Genomic DNA, 19,603 nt, shown 5'->3' with positions numbered 1-19,603 from the left:
AGCCCGCTGAACGCTGTCTAGCCGGCGTAGTCCCCGGTGAGCGCGGCGCCCGTCTCGTGATCCCCGCGGTCCGTGATCTCGCCCGCGACCCAGGCGTCCACGCCACGGTCGGCGAGTGTGGCGAGTGCCACATCCACGGAGTCCTGGGGGGCGATCGCGATCATCCCGACGCCCATGTTCAGGGTCTTCTCCAGCTCCAGTCGCTCGACCCGGCCGGTCGTGCCGACCAGATCGAAGACCGGGGCCGGCGTCCACGTGGCCCGGTCGACGGTCGCGTGCAGGCCGTCGGGGATCACCCGGGCGAGGTTGGCCGCGAGGCCTCCTCCCGTGATGTGCGAGAAGGCGTGCATCTCGGTCGTGCGGGTCAGCGCCAGGCAGTCCAGCGAGTAGATCTTGGTGGGCTCCAGGAGCTCCTCGCCGAGGGTGCGGCCGAACTCCTCGACATGCTGGTCGAGGCTCAGCCGAGCACGGTCGAAGAGGACGTGCCGGACGAGCGAGTACCCGTTCGAGTGAAGGCCGGAGGCCGCCATGGCGATCACGGCGTCACCCTTACGGATACGATCCGCGCCAAGCAGCCGGTCCGCCTCGACCACGCCCGTGCCCGCGCCGGCGACGTCGAAGTCGTCCGGACCGAGAAGCCCGGGATGCTCGGCCGTCTCGCCGCCCACGAGGGCGCAGCCCGCCAGCACACAGCCCTCGGCGATGCCCTTCACGATGGCGGCCACCCGCTCGGGGTGGACCTTGCCGACGCAGATGTAGTCGGTCATGAAGAGCGGCTCGGCGCCGCACACCACGATGTCGTCCATCACCATCGCGACCAGGTCGTGGCCGATGGTGTCGTACACGCCGAGCTGCCGGGCCAGGTCGACCTTCGTGCCGACGCCGTCCGTCGCGGAGGCCAGCAGCGGGCGCTCGTAGCGCTTGAGGGCGGAGGCGTCGAAGAGGCCCGCGAAGCCGCCGAGGCCGCCGAGGACCTCGGGGCGCTGCGCCTTCTTCACCCACTCCTTCATGAGCTCCACGGCGCGGTCGCCCGCTTCGATGTCGACGCCGGCAGCCGCGTAGCTGGCAGCTGAGGTCTCAGTCATGACTGTGAGAGCTTTCGTGTCGTACAGCTGGGGGTGCCAGCTGGATGTGCTGCGGTCGCGTTGCTCACGGGCGGCGGATCGCGTCGGCCGCGGCGGTCGCCGCCGGGCCCGCGGCCAGCTCGGTCTCCAGGAGCTGCTTGCCGAGGAGCTCGGGGTCGGGGAGATCCATCGGGTACTCGCCGTCGAAGCAGGCACGGCAGAGGTTCGGCTTGGCGATGGTGGTCGCCTCGATCATGCCGTCGATGGAGATGTACGAGAGGGAGTCGGCGCCCAGGGACTTGCCGATCTCCTCGACCGTCATGCCGTTGGCGATCAGCTCGGCGCGGGTGGCGAAGTCGATACCGAAGAAGCAGGGCCACTTCACGGGGGGCGAGGAGATCCGGATGTGGACCTCGGCCGCGCCCGCCTCGCGCAGCATCCGCACGAGTGCGCGCTGGGTGTTGCCGCGCACGATCGAGTCGTCCACGACGATCAGGCGCTTGCCCTTGATGACTTCCTTGAGGGGATTCAGCTTCAGACGGATGCCGAGCTGGCGGATGGTCTGTGAAGGCTGGATGAAGGTCCGGCCCACGTACGCGTTCTTCACCAGGCCGGCGCCGAACGGAATGCCGGATGCCTCCGCGTAACCGATCGCGGCGGGCGTGCCGGACTCCGGTGTCGCTATGACGAGATCGGCGTCGACGGGTGCTTCCTTGGCGAGGCGGCGGCCCATCTCGACGCGCGAGAGGTAGACGTTCCGGCCGGCGATGTCGGTGTCGGGGCGGGCCAGATATACGTACTCGAAGACGCAGCCCTTGGGCTTCGCTTCCGCGAATCGCGACGAGCGCAGACCGTTTTCGTCGATGGCGACGAACTCGCCCGGCTCGATCTCGCGGACGAAGCTGGCACCGCAGATGTCGAGCGCGGCGGACTCGGAGGCGACCACCCAGCCGCGCTCCAGGCGGCCGAGGACCAGCGGGCGGATGCCCTGCGGATCACGGGCCGCGTACAGCGTGTGCTCGTCCATGAAGGTGAGGCTGAAGGCGCCCTTGACCTGCGGGAGGATCAGCGCGGCGGCCTCTTCGATGGTCAGCGGCTTGTCGAACTCGTCGACCTGGCCGGCGAGCAGCGCCGTGATCAGGTCGGTGTCGTTGGTCGCGGCGACCTGTGTGGACCGGCCGTTCTGCTGCGGCAGATCGGCGACCATCTCGGCAAGCTGCGCCGTGTTGACCAGGTTGCCGTTGTGGCCGAGGGCGATGGTTCCGTGCGCCGTCGCACGGAAGGTGGGCTGGGCGTTCTCCCAGACGGAGGCACCAGTGGTCGAGTAGCGGGCGTGACCGACCGCGATATGACCCTGGAGGGAACCGAGGGAGGTCTCGTCGAAGACCTGGGACACGAGGCCCATGTCCTTGAAGACGAGGATCTGGGAGCCGTTGCTGACCGCGATTCCCGCGGATTCCTGGCCCCGATGCTGGAGGGCGTAGAGCCCGAAGTAAGTGAGCTTCGCGACCTCTTCCCCCGGGGCCCAGACACCGAAGACGCCGCAGGCGTCTTGGGGGCCCTTCTCACCGGGGAACAGGTCGTGGTTGAGTCGTCCGTCACCACGTGGCACGCCACCGAGTGTAGGCGAGATCGGCCGCTGGTCCGAAGTGGGGAATGGCTGCGGATGCGGCGCCCCTGTGGATCACTTGGCGGCGACGGCTTCGATGCCGGTGCCGTTTTCGCTGGTCAGCGTGAGGGATCGGTGCTTCAACTCATAGGTGACCGTCCCGTCGAAGAGCTTGAGCAGCTCCCTTTCGGTGTCCATGAGTGAGGCGGAGCACATCATGCGGGTGGTGGACGGGGACCCGAGAGTGATGCGTCCGTCGCTGACCGTCGCCTTCGCCGACATCCTGTTGCAGCCGAGCTGCCCGCGGACGGTGCCCTTGCCGTCGAAGGTGAGGTGGACCTTGCCCTTGGCCTCGGAGGCCAGCGGGCTCGTCGAATCGCCCTTCAGGCGACTCGTGACGTTCCACTTCGTGCCCTGGAGCTCGGCCGGTTCCTCCTCGACGAGCCGCACGGTGCTTCCGTCCTGGGTGGTGAGCGTCAGCTTGCCGTCGTTGACCTCGGCCTTGATGGTGCTGTCGGAGAGCACACCGGAGAGCTTGGACTCGAACTCCATCGGCTTGTCCCCGCAGGCCATCTCGGTCTTGTGGAGGTCGGAGCCGACCGTGATCGTGTCGCCCTCGACCTCGGTACTCGCCCCGAAGTGGTTGCAGCCGTAGTTGCCGCCGACCTTGCCGTCCTTGCCGAACTCGATGTGGGCGCCGGCCGGGGCGTCATGTCGGGTGCCGTCGACGGTCACGCTCTCCACGTTCCAGTGCTTGCCGGTGATCTCGGACTGCGGGCGGGCACCGACGGAGTCGGATCCGGTCCCGTCGCCGGCGCTCTCCGTGCCACAGGCCGCGGTGGCGAGCAGTCCGGTGACCGCCAGGATGCTGAAGGTTAGACGCTGCGTGTGCATGCCGCTTGGACGGGGCGGGTGGGGTGGTTGGTTCCCCGTGTCTGGTTGGTTCCCCCTGTCATCCTCCTGCCCGGCCTTCTCAGCGCATCAGGGGGAGCAGCCCGCCCAGGTCGGCCCGCTCGCCGCCGGCGCTGACCTTGGCGTCGGCCACGGCGGATGCCCACTCCGTACGCCCGGTCGCGAGCCGGATCCAGGTCAGCGGGTCGGTCTCGACGACGTTCGGCGGGGTGCCCCGGGTGTGGCGGGGCCCCTCGATGCACTGCACGACCGCGAACGGCGGGACGCGGACCTCCGTGGAGGCGCCGGGCGCCTTCGCGGCGAGCGCGTCGGCGAGCAGGCGGGTGCAGGCGGCGAGGGCCTGGCGGTCGTACGGGATGTCGAGGCCGGGCGTCGCGCTGTTCAGGTCGTCGGTGTGGACGACGAGTTCGACCGTGCGGGTGACGAGGTAGTCGGCCAGGGTCATGGTTCCCGTGCGGGTGGCGAGCAGCCGCTCGCCGTGTGCCGTGGCCAGGTGCTCGGTGATGCGCCGCTCGGTGCGGGCGTACAGGGCGTCGAGGTCGGGGTTGCGCTCGGCGAGTTCCCGCGTGCCCTCGTCGATGTCACCGGCCCGCGCGGCTGTCGCGCCCGGCCAGTCGAGCAGCGCGAGCTCCGCCTTCGGCGGCTCCTCGCGTTCGAGGTTCCGGCTGACGGTCTCGACGGCCATGGTCACATGCGCGGCCAGCTCCCGTACGGTCCAGTCCCCCAACCTCGTGGGGCGCGCGAGCTGCTCGGGGGCCAGCGTGCGAACGCCTTCCCGTACGTTCCCGAACTGAGCGAGCACCGCCGCGCGGATCTTCGCAGGGTCGTAGGCACGCATGCGTTTTCTGGCCGGGGGCATGGTGCGGAGCCTAGTCGGGGAGGCATCGCCTTCGACGTGGAGGTGGCCGGCCGGAGCTCGGCGCCGCCCCACCGCACGCGTGCCGAAGGCCTCGCCCGGAGCCGGGCGAGGCCTTCAGTGACCTACGGGATCTCAGGCCAGCAGCGCCGGGATCGTCGCCTCGTGTGCCTCGCGCAGCGTGTCCAGGGAGAGCGTGAACTCGCCCTGGACCTCCACGGTGTCGCCGTCCACCACACCGACGCGGGCGAGGGGCAGGCCCCGCGCGCCGCACATGTCGTTGAAGCGGAGCTCTTCGGAGCGGGGGACGGCCACGAGCGCGCGGCCCGCCGACTCCGAGAAGAGGAACGTGAAGGCGTCCAGGCCCTCGGGGACGACCAGGCGGGCGCCCTTGCCGCCGAGCAGGGCCGACTCGACCACGGCCTGGACGAGGCCGCCGTCGGACAGGTCGTGCGCGGAGTCGATCATGCCGTCGCGGGAGGCCGAGATGAGGATCTCGGCCAGCAGACGCTCGCGCTCCAGGTCCACCTGGGGCGGCAGACCGCCGAGGTGGTCGTGGATCACCTGCGACCAGGCCGAACCGCCGAACTCCTCACGCGTGTCACCGAGGAGGTAGAGCAGCTGGCCCTCCTCCTGGAAGGCCACCGGCGTACGGCGGGCCACGTCGTCGATCACGCCGAGCACGGCCACGACCGGGGTCGGGTGAATCGCCGCCTCGCCCGTCTGGTTGTAGAGCGACACGTTGCCGCCGGTCACCGGGGTGCCCAGCTGCTGGCAGGCATCGGCCAGTCCGCGGATGGCCTCCGCGAACTGCCACATCACCGCCGGGTCCTCGGGCGAGCCGAAGTTCAGGCAGTCGGAGACGGCGAGCGGCTTGGCGCCGGTCGTCGCCACGTTCCGGTACGCCTCGGCGAGGGCGAGCTGGGCGCCCGCGTACGGGTCGAGCTTCGCGTACCGGCCGTTGCCGTCCGTCGCGATGGCGACGCCGAGACCGCTCGACTCGTCGATGCGGATCATGCCCGAGTCCTCGGGCTGCGCCAGCACCGTGTTGCCCTGCACGAAGTGGTCGTACTGGGAGGTGATCCAGGACTTGGAGGCCTGGTTGGGGGACGAGACGAGCTTGAGGACCTGGTCCTTCAGCTCGTCCCCGGTGCCGGGGCGCGGGAGCTTGTTCGCATCGTCCGCCTGCAGTTCGTCCTGCCAGGACGGACGGGCGTACGGGCGCTCGTAGACCGGGCCGTCGTGCGCGACCGTGCGCGGGTCGACGTCGACGATCTTGCCGCCGTGCCAGTAGATCTCCAGGCGGTCGCCGTCGGTCACCTCACCGATCACGGTGGCGATGACGTCCCACTTGTCGCAGATCTCGAGGAACCGGTCGACCTTCTCCGGCTCCACGACCGCGCACATGCGCTCCTGCGACTCGCTCATGAGGATTTCCTCGGGCGAGAGGGTCGAGTCCCGCAGGGGTACGTCGTCCAGGGTCACGCGCATGCCGCCGGAGCCGTTGGAGGCCAGCTCGGACGTGGCGCAGGAAAGGCCCGCCGCGCCCAGATCCTGGATGCCGACGACCAGCTTCTCCTGGAAGGCCTCCAGGGTGCACTCGATGAGGAGCTTCTCCTGGAAGGGGTCGCCGACCTGGACGGCCGGGCGCTTCGACGGCTTGGCGTCGTCGAAGGTCTCGGAGGCGAGGATCGACGCGCCGCCGATGCCGTCACCGCCGGTCCGGGCCCCGTACAGGATGACCTTGTTGCCCGCGCCGGACGCCTTCGCGAGGTGGATGTCCTCGTGCTTCATGACGCCGATGGCACCGGCGTTGACCAGCGGATTTCCCTGGTAACAGGCGTCGAAGACGACCTCGCCGCCGATGTTGGGCAGGCCCAGGCAGTTGCCGTAGCCGCCGATGCCGGCGACGACGCCGGGCAGGACGCGCTTGGTGTCGGGGTGGTCGGCCGCGCCGAACCGCAGCGGGTCCACGACCGCCACCGGCCGCGCGCCCATCGCGATGATGTCGCGCACGATGCCGCCGACGCCGGTGGCCGCGCCCTGGTAGGGCTCCACGTACGACGGGTGGTTGTGCGACTCGACCTTGAAGGTCACCGCGTAGCCGTGGCCGACGTCCACGACGCCGGCGTTCTCGCCGATGCCGACGAGGAGGGCATCGCTCTGCGGGGCCTTCTCGCCGAACTGGCGGAGGTGGACCTTCGAGGACTTGTACGAGCAGTGCTCGGACCACATGACCGAGTACATGGCGAGCTCGGCGCCGGTCGGGCGGCGGCCGAGGATCTCCACGACCCGCTCGTACTCGTCCTTCTTCAGGCCGAGTTCGGCCCAGGGCAGCTCTACGTCCGGGGTCGCGGCCGCGTGCTCGACCGTGTCCAGGGGAGTGCGGCTCATGCGTTGACCAGCTTCTTGAGGATCGAGGTGAAGAAGGGGAGGCCATCGGTGCGGCCGGTCCCGATGAGGGGTTCGACGGCGTGCTCCGGGTGCGGCATGAGGCCGACGATGTTGCCCGCCTCGTTCGTGATGCCGGCGATGTCGCGCAGCGAACCGTTCGGGTTGAAGTCCAGATAGCGGAAGGCGACCCGGCCCTCCGCCTCCAGCATGTCGAGCGTGCGCTCGTCGGCGACGTACCGCCCGTCCATGTTCTTCAGCGGGATGTGGATCTCCTGGCCGGCTGCGTAGTTGGTGGTCCAGGCGGTGTCCGCGTTCTCCACCCGCAGCTTCTGGTCACGGCAGATGAAGTGCAGATGGTCGTTGCCGAGCATCCCGCCGGGCAGCAGATGTGCCTCGGTGAGGATCTGGAAGCCGTTGCAGATGCCGAGCACCGGCATTCCCGACTTCGCCTGCTCAATCACGGTTTCCATCACCGGCGAGAAGCGCGCGATGGCACCGGCGCGCAGATAGTCGCCGTAGGAGAAACCGCCGCACAGCACCACGGCGTCGACCTGCTTGAGGTCCTTGTCCTTGTGCCATAGAGCGACGGGCTCGGCACCAGCGAGGCGGATCGCACGCTGCGTGTCGCGGTCGTCGAGGCTGCCCGGAAAGGTGACGACGCCAATACGAGCGGTCACTTTCCTGCCTCCGCCTTCACTTCCTCCACCTTGACGGTGAAGTCCTCGATCACGGTGTTGGCGAGGAAGGATTCCGCCAGTTCGTGGATGCGGGCGAGCGCGGTGTCGTCGACCGGCCCGTCCACCTCGAGCTCGAAGCGCTTTCCTTGACGTACGTCGGAGATGCCCTGGAAACCGAGGCGCGGCAGTGCACGCTGCACCGCCTGGCCCTGGGGGTCGAGGATCTCCGGCTTGAGCATGACGTCGACTACGACGCGTGCCACTGGCACTCCCGGTGTGTGGTGCTGAGCAGGTTCCTTCAGACTACCCGCACCGAATTTCTACGCGAGTAGATTCGTAGGAATCTACGTGACGGCCATCACGATTCCGCATCGACGGGCTACCTTCACGGAAAATCCTGGGAAAGATCCGGATCGACACCCGGAACCCTATTGCGGCGGGACACGCGGAGAGATTAAGTCGGGCCCACATTGCATTGCCAAGCACTGTACAAATGAATTGGCAATAGCCGATACTTTGCCCAATCGCTCTATAAAGCAGCCAAACAGTCGGTATCTCGGCACGTCACCAGGACGTTGCCACAGAGGTGCCGCACGAAGGGACCGATATTCGTGGCGCAGCGTGTCGTAGTCACTCTCTTCGACGACATCGACGGCTCGGAAGCGGCGGAAACGATCGCCTTCGGTCTGGACGGCAAGTCGTACGAGATCGACCTCAATCAAGCCAATGCCAAGAAACTGCGTAAGGCACTCGCGCCGTACGTGGAGGCCGGCCGCAAGCGCTCGCGGTCCGGCAAGACCTACAAGCAGACGTCGGTGGCCCCGGACCCGGCGGCGGTCCGCGCCTGGGCGCAGTCGAACAAGATGGAGGTGCCCGCTCGCGGGCGCATCCCGAAGAAGGTCTACGAGGCGTTCACCGCAGCCCAGTGAGGCTCGGTCCGGCTGATGCCCAGGGTCCGTCAGCGGGCCCTGGGGACAACCGACTTGCGCTGCACCCCGTCTGATCAGCTAGAGTCTGGAGCACGCCGAGGGGCGAGGCCGAAAAAGCCCACCTCACGAGCCATGCGGGTGTAGTTCAGTAGTAGAACATCCCCCTTCCAGGGGGAAGGCGCAGTGTGCAATTCCTGTCACCCGCTCTGCATCTCTTACCGGGCATCCTTGTGGATCAGGTAAGGTGGTGCTCGCGCCGATCGGTGAGAGCCGGTCGGAGGCAATGCGGACGTAGCTCAGTTGGTAGAGCGCAACCTTGCCAAGGTTGAGGTCGCGAGTTCGAGCCTCGTCGTCCGCTCCAGAGATCCAGAGGAAAGGCCTCGGTCATCATGACCGGGGTCTTTTTCGTGTGCCCTTGCGTGCTTCCCTCTTGCGGCCTCTTCAGAGCGTGTGATCCAGGGTGTCTGACATTTGTCATGTGCAGTGATGACAGCGCGCACTGCTCCCGCCCGGCGGCAGCGGGCAGGCTGGTCTCATGAACACGAACGAGCACGTGATTGAGGTCACCGATCTACGACGCGTGTACGGGGGAGAGTTCGAGGCGGTCCGGGGGGTGACCTTCACCGTCGGCCGAGGTGAACTGTTCGCACTGCTCGGGACGAACGGCGCGGGCAAGACCTCCACCGTCGAACTGCTCGAGGGCCTCGCGCCGCCGGCCGGCGGACAGGTGCGAATCCTCGGCCACGACCCGTACACGGAACGCGACGCGGTGCGCCCGCGCATCGGCGTCATGCTCCAGGAGGGCGGCTTCTCGGCCGAGCTGACCGTCGCGGAGACCGTACGGATGTGGGCGGGCTGCACCAGCGGGGCGAGGCCGGCGGCGGAGGCACTGGAGATGGTCGGGCTGGCCCGGCGGTCCGATGTACGGGTGAAGCAGCTGTCCGGCGGCGAGAAGCGGCGCCTGGACCTGGCGCTCGCGCTCCTCGGACGGCCCGAGGTCCTCTTCCTCGACGAGCCGACGACCGGCCTCGACGCCGAAGGACGCCAGGAGACCTGGGAGTTGGTGCGCGAGCTGCGCGAGGCGGGTACGACGGTGCTGCTGACCACTCACTACCTGGAGGAGGCGGAGGGGCTCGCCGACCGGCTGGCGATCCTGCACGAGGGGCGCATCGCGGCCTCCGGGACGCCGGCCGAGGTGACCGCCTCCCAGCCGTCCCGGATCTCCTTCGAACTGCCCGACGGCTACTTCCTCGGCGACCTGCCGCCCCTCGCCGAACTCGGCGTCACCGGACACGAGGCCGAGGGGCGGACGATCCGGCTGCGCACGAACGAACTGCAACGGACCGCCACCCGGCTGCTCGTATGGGCCGAGCGGGCCGGGATCGAGCTACGAGGGCTCGATGTGCGGTCGGGGTCGCTGGAGGAGGCGTTCTTGCGCATCGCCCGCGAAGCGTCGGAGACAGGCAGGCAGACAGACAAGGGCCGGCAGACGGAGCAGGAGCGCGTGGCATGAGCACGGGAACCGCGGCCAAGGCCGCCACCGGGACCACGGCGGGGACCGCCCTGGTCACACGGGCGGGGCGGATGGGTTCCCTCGCACGGGCCGAGCTGACGTTGCTGGGGCGCAGCAAGGCCACGCTCTTCGCGGCGCTGTTCGTGCCGCTCCTGCTGCCGTTCAGTCTCCGGTCGACCGTGGACGACATGGACCTGAAGGACAGCGGCCTGTCGGTCGGCGCGGTCCTGCTGCCGTCCTCCATCGGCTTCTCGCTGATCTTCGCGGTCTACAGCTCGCTCGTGAGCGTGTACGCGGGCCGCCGCGAGGAGCTCGTGCTCAAGCGGCTGCGCACCGGGGAGCTGCGGGACGGGGAGATCCTCGCGGGCGCGGCCCTCCCGGCGGTCGGGATCGGCCTGGCGCAGTGCCTGGTCCTGACGACGGCCACCGCCGTGCTCCTGGACGTCGGGGCGCCCCAGGCGCCTCATCTCGCCCTTCTCGGGCTGGTGTTGGGGCTCGCGATGTGGCCGGCGCTGGCCGCCGTCACCGCGAGCTTCAGCAGGAGCGTGGAGGGCGCGCAGGTCGCGGCCCTGCCGCTGACGATGGTCTCCATGATCGGTTCGGGGACCTTCGTTCCGCTCGAAGTGATGCCCGACCGGATCGCCTCCTTCTGCGAACTGCTGCCGCTCACCCCGGTGATCACCCTGATACGCGGTGGCTGGACCGGCGACCTCTCGGCATACGACGCACTCGGTGCCGTCGCGACGGCCGTGGCCTGGACCGTGATCGCCGTGTTCGCTGTGCGACGGTGGTTCCGGTGGGAACCGCGAAGGTAACCGCGTACGTACATGGGGGTGGGGGCATGCGCAGGCCCGGGAGTTGGTGGCGGGGGAAGAGCACGCCGGCCAAGGTCGAGACGTATACGCGCTGGTCGTTCCACTTCTTCGGGCTGATCGAGATCGCCGCGATCGGGCTCACGCCCTTCGATCAGGTCCCGGTGCCGTTCGCGAGCCTGCTCTTCGTGTTGGTGTGCGCCCACGCCGTGTTGTGTGCGGTGACCGCGTCCCGGGCGCTCGACTGGGCGCGCGGCAGCCGCGAGCAGCCCATGCGCCTGCTGGGCGCTCTCGGTACGGTCACCGTGCTCATCGCCATCGGCGCGCTCGGCTTCGCGGAGCGCGGTCCCGGTGGCGACGGCGCCGCCATCGCCGGGAGTTCGCTCTTCGTGGGCGTGCTGTCCTTCGGGGCCGGCACGATGGCGCTCGGACTCCGCAACCGGCGGCGCATGCTGTCGATGGTGGGCGGCTTCGCTGCAGGCGCCGGAGTGGTCGCGTTCCCGCTGGGCATCCCGGGGCCCGCCGCGCTGGTCACGGCGTTCGTGGTGCTGCTCGGCGCCGGATTCCTCGCCTTCACCTCCGCGTTCTCCGTCTGGCTGCTCAACGCTGTCTATGAACTCGACGAGGCCCGCGAGACCCGGGCCCGGCTCGCCGTCGCGGAGGAGCGGCTCCGCTTCGGACGCGATCTGCACGACGTGATGGGCCGCAATCTCGCGGTGATCGCTCTGAAGAGCGAGCTCGCCGTACAACTCGCGCGGCGTGAACGGCCGGAGGCCCTGGAGCAGATGATCGAGGTGCAGCGCATCGCACAGGAGTCACAGAAGGAGGTGCGGGAAGTCGTACGGGGCTATCGCGAGGCCGACCTCGCCGCCGAACTCGCGGGTGCGCAGGGTGTGTTGACGGCGGCCGGGATCGACTGCACGGTCACCGGTTCCGTGGCGGGCCTGCCCACGGCGGTCCAGTCGGCGCTCGGCTGGGCCGTACGGGAGGCGACCACGAACGTCCTGCGGCACGGGGACGCCGAGCGCTGTGCCGTGTCGCTGCGCGCGGCCGACGGCCAGGTCGTGCTCACCGTGGAGAACGACGGGGCACCGCCGAACTCGCGTACCGGATCCGGGGCCGGGTCCCGGGCCGGGTCCGGGCTGGCAGGGCTGCGGGAGCGGCTGTCGGCGGTGGACGGGACGCTGGAGGCGGGGCCCGCCGAGGGTGGGATGTTCCGGGTGGTGGCGACGGTCCCCTTGCCGTCCGCCTCCTCGTCCGCCTCTTCGTCCGCCTCCTCGTCCTCGTCCTCGTCGTCTACGGCCCCTCGGCCGGTCGGTGAGAGGGCCGCCTCATGACCCCCGTACCGCGCGTCCGGCTGCTGCTCGCCGATGACGAGCACCTCATCAGGGGGGCGCTGGCCGCGCTGCTCGCGCTGGAGGACGATCTGCTCGTGGTGGCCGAGGCGGCGACCGGCCCGGAGGCGCTGGCGATGGCACGGGCCCACGAACCCGACGTGGCCGTGCTGGATCTTCAGATGCCGGGGGCGGACGGTGTGAGGGTGGCCACATCGCTACGGACCGAACTGCCCGGCTGCAGGGTGCTGATCGTGACGAGTCACGGGCGGCCCGGGCATCTGAAGCGGGCCCTTGAGGCAGGTGTGCGCGGGTTCGTCCCGAAGACCGTCAGCGCGCAGCGGCTCGCGGAGATCATCCGTACGGTGCATGCCGGGAACCGTTACGTCGACCCGGAGTTGGCCGCCGACGCGATCTCCGCCGGGGAGTCGCCGCTGACCGCGCGCGAGGCCGAGGTGCTGGAGCTGGCGGCCGACGGGGCGCCCGTCGCGGAGATCGCCGACCGGGCCGCGCTGTCGCAGGGCACCGTGCGCAACTATCTCTCCTCGGCCGTGTCCAAACTGGGGGCCGAGAACCGTCACGCGGCGGTGCGGGTCGCGCGGGAGCGAGGTTGGGTATAGTGGCTGTCGCGCCACGGCGCAGTGCGGACGTAGCTCAGTTGGTAGAGCGCAACCTTGCCAAGGTTGAGGTCGCGAGTTCGAACCTCGTCGTCCGCTCAGAAGAAGGAAGCCCCCGGTGTTCGCCGGGGGCTTCCTTTGTGTCTACGACCAGCTCGTGCCGGTCAGGCGCTCGTACGCCTCGACGTACCTGGCGCGGGTCGCCGACACGACCTGCTCGGGCAGGGCCGGCGGGGGCTGCTCGCTCCCGCGGTCCCAGCCGGAGTCGGGGGAGGTCAGCCAGTCGCGCACGAACTGCTTGTCGTACGACGGCTGCGCGCGCCCCGGCTCCCACTGGTCGGCGGGCCAGAAGCGGGAGGAGTCCGGAGTCAGCACCTCGTCGCCGATGACCAGCGTCTCGCCGTCGAAGCCGAACTCGAACTTCGTGTCCGCGAGGATGATCCCGCGGTCGCGTGCGATGTCGCGGCCCCGGCCGTACACGGCGAGCGTCGCCTGGCGCAGCTGCGCCGCGGTCTCCGCCCCGACCTGGCGCGCGACCTCCTCGTACGGGACGTTCTCATCGTGCTCGCCGACCGCGGCCTTCGTGGCGGGCGTGAAGATCGGCGCGGGCAGCTCGGAGCCGTCGGTCAGGCCCTCGGGGAGGGCCAGGCCGCAGACGGTGCGGGTCTCGTTGTACTCGGCGAGGCCGGAGCCGGTGAGATAGCCACGGGCGACGCACTCGACCGGGAGCATCCGCAGGGACTTGCAGACCAGGGCACGGCCCTGCCAGTCGGCGGGGGCGCCCTCGGGGAGGTCGGTGCTCAGGACGTGGTTCGGGACGACGTCGGCGAGCTGCTCGAACCACCAGAGCGAGAGCTGAGTGAGGACGCGGCCCTTGTCGGGGATCTCCGTGGGGAGCACCCAGTCGTACGCGGAGATGCGGTCGCTGGCCACCATCACGAGGTCGCCCGCCTCGTTCTGGTACAGGTCGCGCACCTTGCCGGTGTGCAGATGCACCAGGCCCGGGACCTCGATCGGCTCGGGCTTGTCGACGAATCCGGACACGGTTCCTCCGCGTGGTTGAAGAAAAACAGGCGCCCGCAGGGCCCGGGTAGGGCGGTGGTGGGTGACGGGTGGGCCCAGTGGCTCGATTCTCGCGTATGGGGACGCCTGCGCGTGCTCAGGGGGTGTGGCGTGTGGTGTGCGTGGTGCGTGGTGCGTGCTGGGCGATGTGGTGCGCGGTGTGCGGTGAGTTCTGAGGTCCCGTAGGCCTCAGTCGCGTTTGCAGATGCGGTCCAGGAGGTTGGCCGTGGCCCGCTGGATGCGTTCGTCCACGTGGCCCGGGCGGTCCAGGGCCGGGGACCAGGCGAAGGTGCCGGCCGCGAAGACGAGGGCTCCGGAGGGGGCGCGGTACAGCGACGTCTCCTGGTGCCGGATCGCGCCCTCGGTGTCCCGGTACGGGGAGTGGGCCAGGAGGATACGGCCCTGGTGTTCGGGGAGCGGGGTGCGCGGGAAGTAGCGGTCGGCCTCGCCCGCGACCATGCCCTCCAGCTCGTCGCCCTCGTGCGCGCCGGTCGCCTCCCACAGCCAGTGGTCGGCGTTGCGGACGACCAGCGGGTGCGCGTCGGGTACCCGCCCCGCGTACTGGATACCCAGGAGCTCCTGTTCCGGGCGGTCGACTTCACGCCACAGGACGGCTTTGCCGGGACCGCGACGCTTTCGGCAGGTGAGGAGACGGTCGGGGACCCCGGACGGGGAGGGGGCCAACTCGGCCTGCCAGTACATCGTGTTGGCGGAGAGGAAGACGAGCGAGGTGCCGCGATCGCGGGCGCGTTCCGCGGTGCGGCGCATCGGGGTCGACCAGTACTCGTCGTGGCCGGGGAAGACGAGGCCGCGGTAACGGGTGGGGTCGATTCGTCCGGCGTGCAGGTCGCGGGCGTCGGCGTACGCGAGGTCGTAGCCGTAGCGCTCGGCCCAGCGGATGAAGTCGTACGCGTGACCCACGTGGAGCGGCAGGCCCGCTCCCGCGTAGGGGCGGTCGAACGAGACCGTCATCGCGGCGTCCGCCTCGCCGAGCAGACGGCCGTTCTCGTCCCAGGCGTGGTACAGGCTCGCCCCTGTGCGGCCGTCCTCCGGGTACAGGTTGTACGCCTGCCAGGTGACGTCCGGGAGGAGGAGCAGGAGGTCGGCGGGGTGGTCGTCGCGGACCGTGAAGGGGACGTGGGAGCGGTAGCCGTCGACGGTGGTGAGGACGGCCACGTACGCGCCGACGCTCCAGTACGACGGGATCTGGAGCCGCCAGGAGAGCCACCAGTGGTGGCAGGAGACCGTGCGGTCGGCGGTGAGCGGGGGCGGCTGGACGATGCCGGAGAGGCGGGGGCTGGTGGTGATCTTGCTGGCGCCGTCGCCTCCGTAGTGGCCGATGCGGTAGATGTCCACGCTGAACTGCTGCGGGGGGTCGACCGTGATGTGGAAGTCGATGGCCTCGCCGGGGGCGGCCGCGCCGGTGGAGGAGAAGCCCTTGATCTGACGGCGGACGTCGTCGGCGGAGCGAGGCCCTGGGGAGTGGGGGTGGCTTCGGGGGGTGGAGTGGCTTCGGGGCGCGGGGATCCTGGCCGTTCCTGAGGTTCCGAGGCTTCCGGAGGTTTCGGGAGGTGCCGCGCCGGGCGAGAGGGGATGCTCGATGTACCACGGGACGACCTGGCCGGTGTCGCCGAAGTACTGCTCGCTGCCGCGCAGCCAGGGGACAGGGCCCTGACCGAAGGGGTCCGTCACGGCGTGCGCCATCGCTCCCGACTCCCACCGGCGAATCTGCTCCGAGCCCATCCGAATTCCCTCCCCGTGCCCCGCAAGCCGTCGTGCACCGCAAGCCCTTGCCATGGCCAAATGACGGGTCCCAGCACATCACATTAAGCATGCGAACGGTCACCGTTCGTCGCGATTGGCTCCGCGTGGGGCGGGGGGCGGATGGGGTGGACTGTCGGGGGAATGGGGCGGACGGTCCGGGGGTGGGGTGGACGGTCGGAGGGTGGGACGGTCACGGAAGGCCGGTCAGACCAAGCGGACCGGTTTCTCGGGGCGGATGCCGAGGTGGAGGAGCCAGTCCCGGAGGGGCGCGGGGTCGCCGTTCTCGACGAGCCTGAGGACTCGGGGAGTGAGGTCGGCGGAGCGTTCGCCGTTGATCAGGAGGGATGGGCCGTCCAGCCAGTCGAGTCCGGGGGACGCGCCGGCCGTGTCCGTCGCGGCGCAGCAGACCATGGCCGTGACGTGGTCGGTGAGGAGTTCGCGTCCGGTTCGCGGAGGTTGCAGAGGGAAGAGCGGCAGCATTCCGTCGTCCAGGAGAGCGGTGTCCGGGCCGCCCTGCCCGGTGGAGCCGGCGGGCGACGCCGCCCGGGCCGTCGGCGCGGCGGCCTCCTCACGGGCCAGCTCCGCGCTGAGCCCCGCCGCCAGCGCGGCGGACCGCTCGTTCGCGACCCCGCCTCCGTCGTCGTCCTCGCTCCCGTACATCGCGGCGTCGTCCACGACGCGATGGGCGTCGTGGGTGTCAGGGGTGTCGTGGACGTCGTGGACGTCGTGGACGTCGTGGACGTCGTGGGTGTCCAGGGCGTTCGGGGTGACGGGGGCGTCATGGGCGCCGGGGTCGTCATCCCTCCCCGCCCTCGCACCCGTGCCCGTGCCCGTGCCCGTGCCCGTCAAGTGCTCTATCACCCGGGACAACGTCGGGCCCTCGGGGCCGACGGCCGCCGGGCCGGAGGAGCGGTTCATGCCCAGGGCGTCCAGCACCCGGTGGAGCCGCGCGGCGTCCGTGCGCCACTTGCGGTCGACCACCTCGTCCGGATACTCGGACCAGTCCACGGGCGCCCAGTCGGAGCCGGCTTCGGCCGGGCCGCCGTGGAAGAGGCGGGCGGCGAGAAGGGACGCGGCCTCGTCGACGGCGCCGGGCTCCTCCAGGAGGTCACAGGCCGGGCGCTCGCCGAGGCGGGAGGCGAAGCCTTCGGCGAGGCGGTCCCGGCGGGAGAGCTCGGTGAGGGCCGCGACGACGCCCGCATCGAGTCGGGAGGGCCAGCGGCCCATCCGCCAGGCGGGCAACGCGACGCGGGTCAGCAGGCGGTCCCATCCCGCGTAAGCCAGCCCCACCTGCTCCTGCGCGACGATCCGCAGCCCGTAGTCCACAGCCTGTGCACGCTCGGCGGCCGCTGCCGCCACGCCCCGTTCCATCTCGCCCGCATGGCCGCGGCAGCTGCGCAGGAGCAGCCGTGCCACCCAGCCGACGCAGGCGAGAACCGTGCGGGCCACGGGTCCGCGCGTGGGCGCGGAGGTCACCGCCACGGCCGCGTCCAGGCCCCGTACGAAACGACGGGCCGCCGCTATGTCGGGGTGCGCCGACGGTCCCGTACCGGCGACGACCGGTGCGAGGACCGCGCGCAGCTCGCCGACCCGCATCCACCACAGGAAGGGCGAGCCTATGACGAGGACGGGCGCGCCGGGCGTACGCCGGTGGGGGGGCTGCCCGTATGGACCGGCTCCGGCCAGGGCTGGGGATCCAGCTCGGGCTCGGGCTCCGGCTCGACCGAAGCCGAGAGCTCGAGGAAGGTTCCGGAATCCGCGCCCGCCTGCCACGCCCGATGTCTCGTCCTGGGACTCCGACGGCCGGGGCGGGCCGTGGGCCCGGTGGGTGCGGTCCTCCAGCCAGCTGTCGCAGTCCGGGGTGAGCGCTATCGCGGAGGGGGCGGGGACGTCCAGGCGGTCGGCCAGATCCCGCACCATGCGGTACAGATCCGGCGCCGACTGCTCGGTGAGCCCGACCGTGGGACTCACGGCGGGCCGGGCGCGGGCGACGACCAGCCCGATGCCGGCGGCGGCGAGAAGGGCCAGGAGCGCCACGACGGTCACGATCCAGCGGGTGACATGCCAGCCCTCGCCGTTGAGGTGACCCGTCGCCCCGCCGACCAGCAGCACGACAGCGACTGCCGCGGGCAGCAGTGCGACGGCCAGCGCCCTGCTGCGGATACGCAGCACGGCGAGAGCCCGGGAGCGCGCGGCCTGCGCGCCCGCCTCCACACCCATACCGGACACGACGGATGTCACCCCTCACTGCCCGGCCGGCGCGTGCATACCCAGCCACCGTCGGCGGACGTCCATGGCGTTGCTCACTCCCCCACTGTGGCACCCAGGACTGACATCGCAATGCCGGTGGGCCAAGTGCCGGAACGCTTGCGCCGCACCATAGTTGGGGCCCCGGCCCTCGTCAGCTGGATGGGCGATCGGCCACTCGATGGAATGGCTTTGGGCAGAGGTGGGTGACGGAGAGGGGCCAGGAGGGACGGAAGCCGGCCCCCGTTACGCCCCGGCCGCCGCCTTGGCCGCGATGTCCGTGCGGTGCTGCGAGCCGTCGAGGCGGATGCGGTCGACGGCCGCGTACGCGCGTTCGCGGGCCCGGGCGAGGTCCGCACCGCGCGCCGTGACGGAGAGCACCCGGCCCCCGGCACTCACGATCGCGTCGCCGTCGCGCTTCGTCCCGGCGTGCAGGACATACGCGTCCGGGGCATCCTGTGCCGCCACCTCGTCCAGGCCCTCGATGGGGTCGCCGGTGCGCGGGGTGCCGGGGTAGTTGTGCGAGGCGATGACCACGGTGACGGCCGCGTCGTTGCTCCACCGCAGATCGGGGAAGTCGGCGAGGGTGCCCTGCGCGGCGGCGAGGAGTACGCCCGCGAGCGGGGTCTTCAGGCGGGCGAGTACGACCTGGGTCTCGGGGTCGCCGAAGCGGGCGTTGAACTCGATGACCCGTACACCGCGGCTGGTGATCGCCAGGCCCGCGTAGAGGAGGCCGGAGAACGGCGTGCCGCGGCGCCGCAGCTCGTCGACGGTCGGCTGGAGGACGGTGTCCAGGACCTCCTCGACGAGCTTCGGCTCTGCCCAGGGCAGCGGGGAGTACGCACCCATGCCGCCGGTGTTCGGGCCCTCGTCGCCGTCCAGGGCTCGTTTGAAGTCCTGGGCGGGCTGCAGCGGGAGGACGGTCTCGCCGTCGGTGATCGCGAAGAGGGAGACCTCGGGTCCGTCGAGGAACTCCTCGATGACCACGCGGTCGCAGGCGTTGGCGTGTGTCTTCGCCTGCTCGAGGTCGTCGGTCACGACGACGCCCTTGCCGGCGGCCAGCCCGTCGTCCTTCACGACGTACGGAGCGCCGAAGGCGTCGAGCGCCTCGTCGACCTCGTCCGGGGTCGTGCAGACGTACGAACGCGCGGTGGGTACGGCCGCCGCCGCCATCACCTCTTTGGCGAAGGCCTTGGAACCCTCCAGCTGCGCGGCTTCCCGGGAGGGGCCGAACGCCGGGATGCCCGCCTCGCGCACGGCGTCGGCGACCCCCGCGACGAGCGGGGCCTCCGGGCCCACGACCACCAGCTCGGCGCCCAGCTCCGTGGCCAGCGCGGCGACGGCCTTGCCGTCGAGGGCGTCCACCTGGTGCAGCTCGGCCACCTCTGCGATGCCCGCGTTGCCGGGGGCGCAGTGCAGGGTGGTGACGTCGGGGTCGAGGGACAGGGAGCGGCACAGGGCGTGTTCGCGGGCGCCGCTACCGATGACGAGGACCTTCACGGGGTCAGCCTAACGGTCGGCTCCACCAGGCGGTCCGCCGGGAGCCGGGCGCGTTCGGTTGTCGTGCGGTCGCGGCACCTCGACGGCGTCCGGGGCCGATCGGGGCTGTCGGCGCTGATCGGGGCTGCCCTTGGATGGGTTACTCGTTCGAGAACTCCTCCACGACCGTTGCCCCCAACTCCCGCACGATCAGCTCGTGCCCCGACAGAGCCGACTCGTCGAGGTCGGGATCGTCGTCCGCCGGCATGTCGTCCTCCGGCGAAATGGGCGGCGGTTCCGGGGCCGAGGGCCGGGGTGGTGGCGGAGGTGTCGG

Annotated in this window: 16 protein-coding genes, 3 tRNA genes and 1 pseudogene; 8 read left to right on the top strand and 12 right to left on the bottom strand. The window is 70.5% G+C overall.

Going from position 1 to position 19,603, the window contains the following annotated elements; genetic code table 11:
* Positions 1–17: 17 nt before the first annotated feature.
* From purM to purS, 7 genes are all read right to left on the bottom strand, one after another.
* The gene (purM, locus tag FE633_RS35345; protein ID WP_138049260.1) at positions 18–1,085 is read right to left on the bottom strand and encodes a phosphoribosylformylglycinamidine cyclo-ligase; all 1,068 of its coding nucleotides are present in this window, start codon (positions 1,083–1,085) and stop codon (positions 18–20) included.
* Positions 1,086–1,149: 64 nt separating this feature from the next.
* Positions 1,150–2,676 carry an amidophosphoribosyltransferase gene (gene purF, locus FE633_RS35340; protein ID WP_138049259.1) on the bottom strand — a complete coding sequence of 509 codons (1,527 nt, stop codon included), beginning with the start codon at positions 2,674–2,676 and terminating at the stop codon, positions 1,150–1,152.
* A 72-nt stretch (positions 2,677–2,748) separates the two neighbouring features.
* Entirely contained in the window at positions 2,749–3,567 is an 819-nt protein-coding gene (locus tag FE633_RS35335) for an META domain-containing protein (protein ID WP_138049258.1), read from the bottom strand.
* Positions 3,568–3,646: 79 nt separating this feature from the next.
* Complete coding sequence (locus FE633_RS35330; RefSeq protein WP_138049257.1) at positions 3,647–4,444, bottom strand: maleylpyruvate isomerase family mycothiol-dependent enzyme; 798 nt, start codon at positions 4,442–4,444, stop codon at positions 3,647–3,649.
* A gap of 132 nt (positions 4,445–4,576) precedes the next feature.
* Entirely contained in the window at positions 4,577–6,835 is a 2,259-nt protein-coding gene (gene purL, locus FE633_RS35325) for a phosphoribosylformylglycinamidine synthase subunit PurL (RefSeq protein WP_138049256.1), read from the bottom strand.
* On the bottom strand, positions 6,832–7,512 hold the full coding sequence (purQ, locus tag FE633_RS35320) for a phosphoribosylformylglycinamidine synthase subunit PurQ (RefSeq protein ID WP_138049255.1): 681 nt from the start codon (positions 7,510–7,512) through the stop codon (positions 6,832–6,834). Before purQ ends, purL begins: the two co-directional genes overlap by 4 nt.
* Positions 7,509–7,775 carry a phosphoribosylformylglycinamidine synthase subunit PurS gene (gene purS / locus FE633_RS35315; RefSeq protein WP_033321423.1) on the bottom strand — a complete coding sequence of 89 codons (267 nt, stop codon included), beginning with the start codon at positions 7,773–7,775 and terminating at the stop codon, positions 7,509–7,511. The genes purQ and purS overlap by 4 nt, the downstream gene beginning before the upstream one ends.
* Positions 7,776–8,123: 348 nt before the next feature.
* Here purS and FE633_RS35310 point away from each other — a divergent pair, with 348 nt between their 5' ends.
* From FE633_RS35310 to FE633_RS35275, 8 genes are all read left to right on the top strand, one after another.
* A complete protein-coding gene (locus FE633_RS35310) occupies positions 8,124–8,441 on the top strand; it encodes a histone-like nucleoid-structuring protein Lsr2 (protein WP_119101271.1) in 318 nt (105 codons plus the stop codon).
* Positions 8,442–8,575: 134 nt separating this feature from the next.
* A tRNA-Gly gene (locus FE633_RS35305) sits at positions 8,576–8,647 on the top strand.
* A 79-nt stretch (positions 8,648–8,726) separates the two neighbouring features.
* Positions 8,727–8,802, top strand: a tRNA-Gly gene (locus FE633_RS35300).
* A 174-nt stretch (positions 8,803–8,976) separates the two neighbouring features.
* A complete protein-coding gene (locus FE633_RS35295) occupies positions 8,977–9,954 on the top strand; it encodes an ABC transporter ATP-binding protein (protein ID WP_138049254.1) in 978 nt (325 codons plus the stop codon).
* Positions 9,951–10,769: an ABC transporter permease gene (locus tag FE633_RS35290; RefSeq protein ID WP_138049253.1), complete on the top strand. Its 819-nt coding sequence runs from the start codon at positions 9,951–9,953 to the stop codon at positions 10,767–10,769. The genes FE633_RS35295 and FE633_RS35290 overlap by 4 nt, the downstream gene beginning before the upstream one ends.
* Before the next feature lie 26 nt (positions 10,770–10,795).
* Positions 10,796–12,103: a sensor histidine kinase gene (locus tag FE633_RS35285; protein ID WP_138049252.1), complete on the top strand. Its 1,308-nt coding sequence runs from the start codon at positions 10,796–10,798 to the stop codon at positions 12,101–12,103.
* Entirely contained in the window at positions 12,100–12,720 is a 621-nt protein-coding gene (locus FE633_RS35280; protein WP_138049251.1) for a response regulator transcription factor, read from the top strand. The genes FE633_RS35285 and FE633_RS35280 overlap by 4 nt, the downstream gene beginning before the upstream one ends.
* Before the next feature lie 23 nt (positions 12,721–12,743).
* Positions 12,744–12,816: transfer RNA gene (locus FE633_RS35275), tRNA-Gly, on the top strand.
* A 45-nt stretch (positions 12,817–12,861) separates the two neighbouring features.
* On the opposite strand, the gene FE633_RS35270 is transcribed toward FE633_RS35275, so the two are convergent.
* The 5 genes and pseudogenes from FE633_RS35270 to FE633_RS48840 all read right to left on the bottom strand — a co-directional run.
* Entirely contained in the window at positions 12,862–13,761 is a 900-nt protein-coding gene (locus tag FE633_RS35270; protein WP_138049250.1) for a phosphoribosylaminoimidazolesuccinocarboxamide synthase, read from the bottom strand.
* A gap of 207 nt (positions 13,762–13,968) precedes the next feature.
* On the bottom strand, positions 13,969–15,522 hold the full coding sequence (locus FE633_RS35265) for a N,N-dimethylformamidase beta subunit family domain-containing protein (RefSeq protein ID WP_138049249.1): 1,554 nt from the start codon (positions 15,520–15,522) through the stop codon (positions 13,969–13,971).
* Positions 15,523–15,747: 225 nt separating this feature from the next.
* Positions 15,748–17,763 (bottom strand): hypothetical protein, encoded by a 2,016-nt coding sequence (locus FE633_RS35260; protein WP_425473269.1) that lies wholly within the window; start codon positions 17,761–17,763, stop codon positions 15,748–15,750.
* 273 nt (positions 17,764–18,036) lie between these two features.
* The gene (gene purD / locus FE633_RS35255) at positions 18,037–19,290 is read right to left on the bottom strand and encodes a phosphoribosylamine--glycine ligase (protein WP_138049247.1); all 1,254 of its coding nucleotides are present in this window, start codon (positions 19,288–19,290) and stop codon (positions 18,037–18,039) included.
* A gap of 139 nt (positions 19,291–19,429) precedes the next feature.
* A pseudogene (locus FE633_RS48840) lies at positions 19,430–19,603 on the bottom strand (DNA polymerase III subunit gamma/tau); the annotation flags it as partial.

Source organism: Streptomyces montanus, from assembly GCF_005786655.1.
In the GTDB taxonomy this organism is placed as follows: Bacteria; Actinomycetota; Actinomycetes; order Streptomycetales; family Streptomycetaceae; genus Streptomyces; species Streptomyces sporangiiformans.
The sequence above is the reverse complement of the archived record's forward strand: the minus strand, read 5'-3'. Positions and strand labels throughout refer to the sequence as shown.

Coding starts and splice junctions, on each gene's coding strand:
- purM (WP_138049260.1), bottom strand. CDS start 1,085: ATGACTGAGACCTCAGCTGCCAGCTACGCGGCTGCCGGCGTCGACATC.
- FE633_RS35335 (WP_138049258.1), bottom strand. CDS start 3,567: ATGCACACGCAGCGTCTAACCTTCAGCATCCTGGCGGTCACCGGACTG.
- FE633_RS35295 (WP_138049254.1), top strand. CDS start 8,977: ATGAACACGAACGAGCACGTGATTGAGGTCACCGATCTACGACGCGTG.
- FE633_RS35280 (WP_138049251.1), top strand. CDS start 12,100: ATGACCCCCGTACCGCGCGTCCGGCTGCTGCTCGCCGATGACGAGCAC.
- purL (WP_138049256.1), bottom strand. CDS start 6,835: ATGAGCCGCACTCCCCTGGACACGGTCGAGCACGCGGCCGCGACCCCG.
- FE633_RS35285 (WP_138049252.1), top strand. CDS start 10,796: ATGCGCAGGCCCGGGAGTTGGTGGCGGGGGAAGAGCACGCCGGCCAAG.
- FE633_RS35290 (WP_138049253.1), top strand. CDS start 9,951: ATGAGCACGGGAACCGCGGCCAAGGCCGCCACCGGGACCACGGCGGGG.
- FE633_RS35265 (WP_138049249.1), bottom strand. CDS start 15,522: ATGGGCTCGGAGCAGATTCGCCGGTGGGAGTCGGGAGCGATGGCGCAC.
- FE633_RS35260 (WP_425473269.1), bottom strand. CDS start 17,763: ATGGGTGTGGAGGCGGGCGCGCAGGCCGCGCGCTCCCGGGCTCTCGCC.
- FE633_RS35330 (WP_138049257.1), bottom strand. CDS start 4,444: ATGCCCCCGGCCAGAAAACGCATGCGTGCCTACGACCCTGCGAAGATC.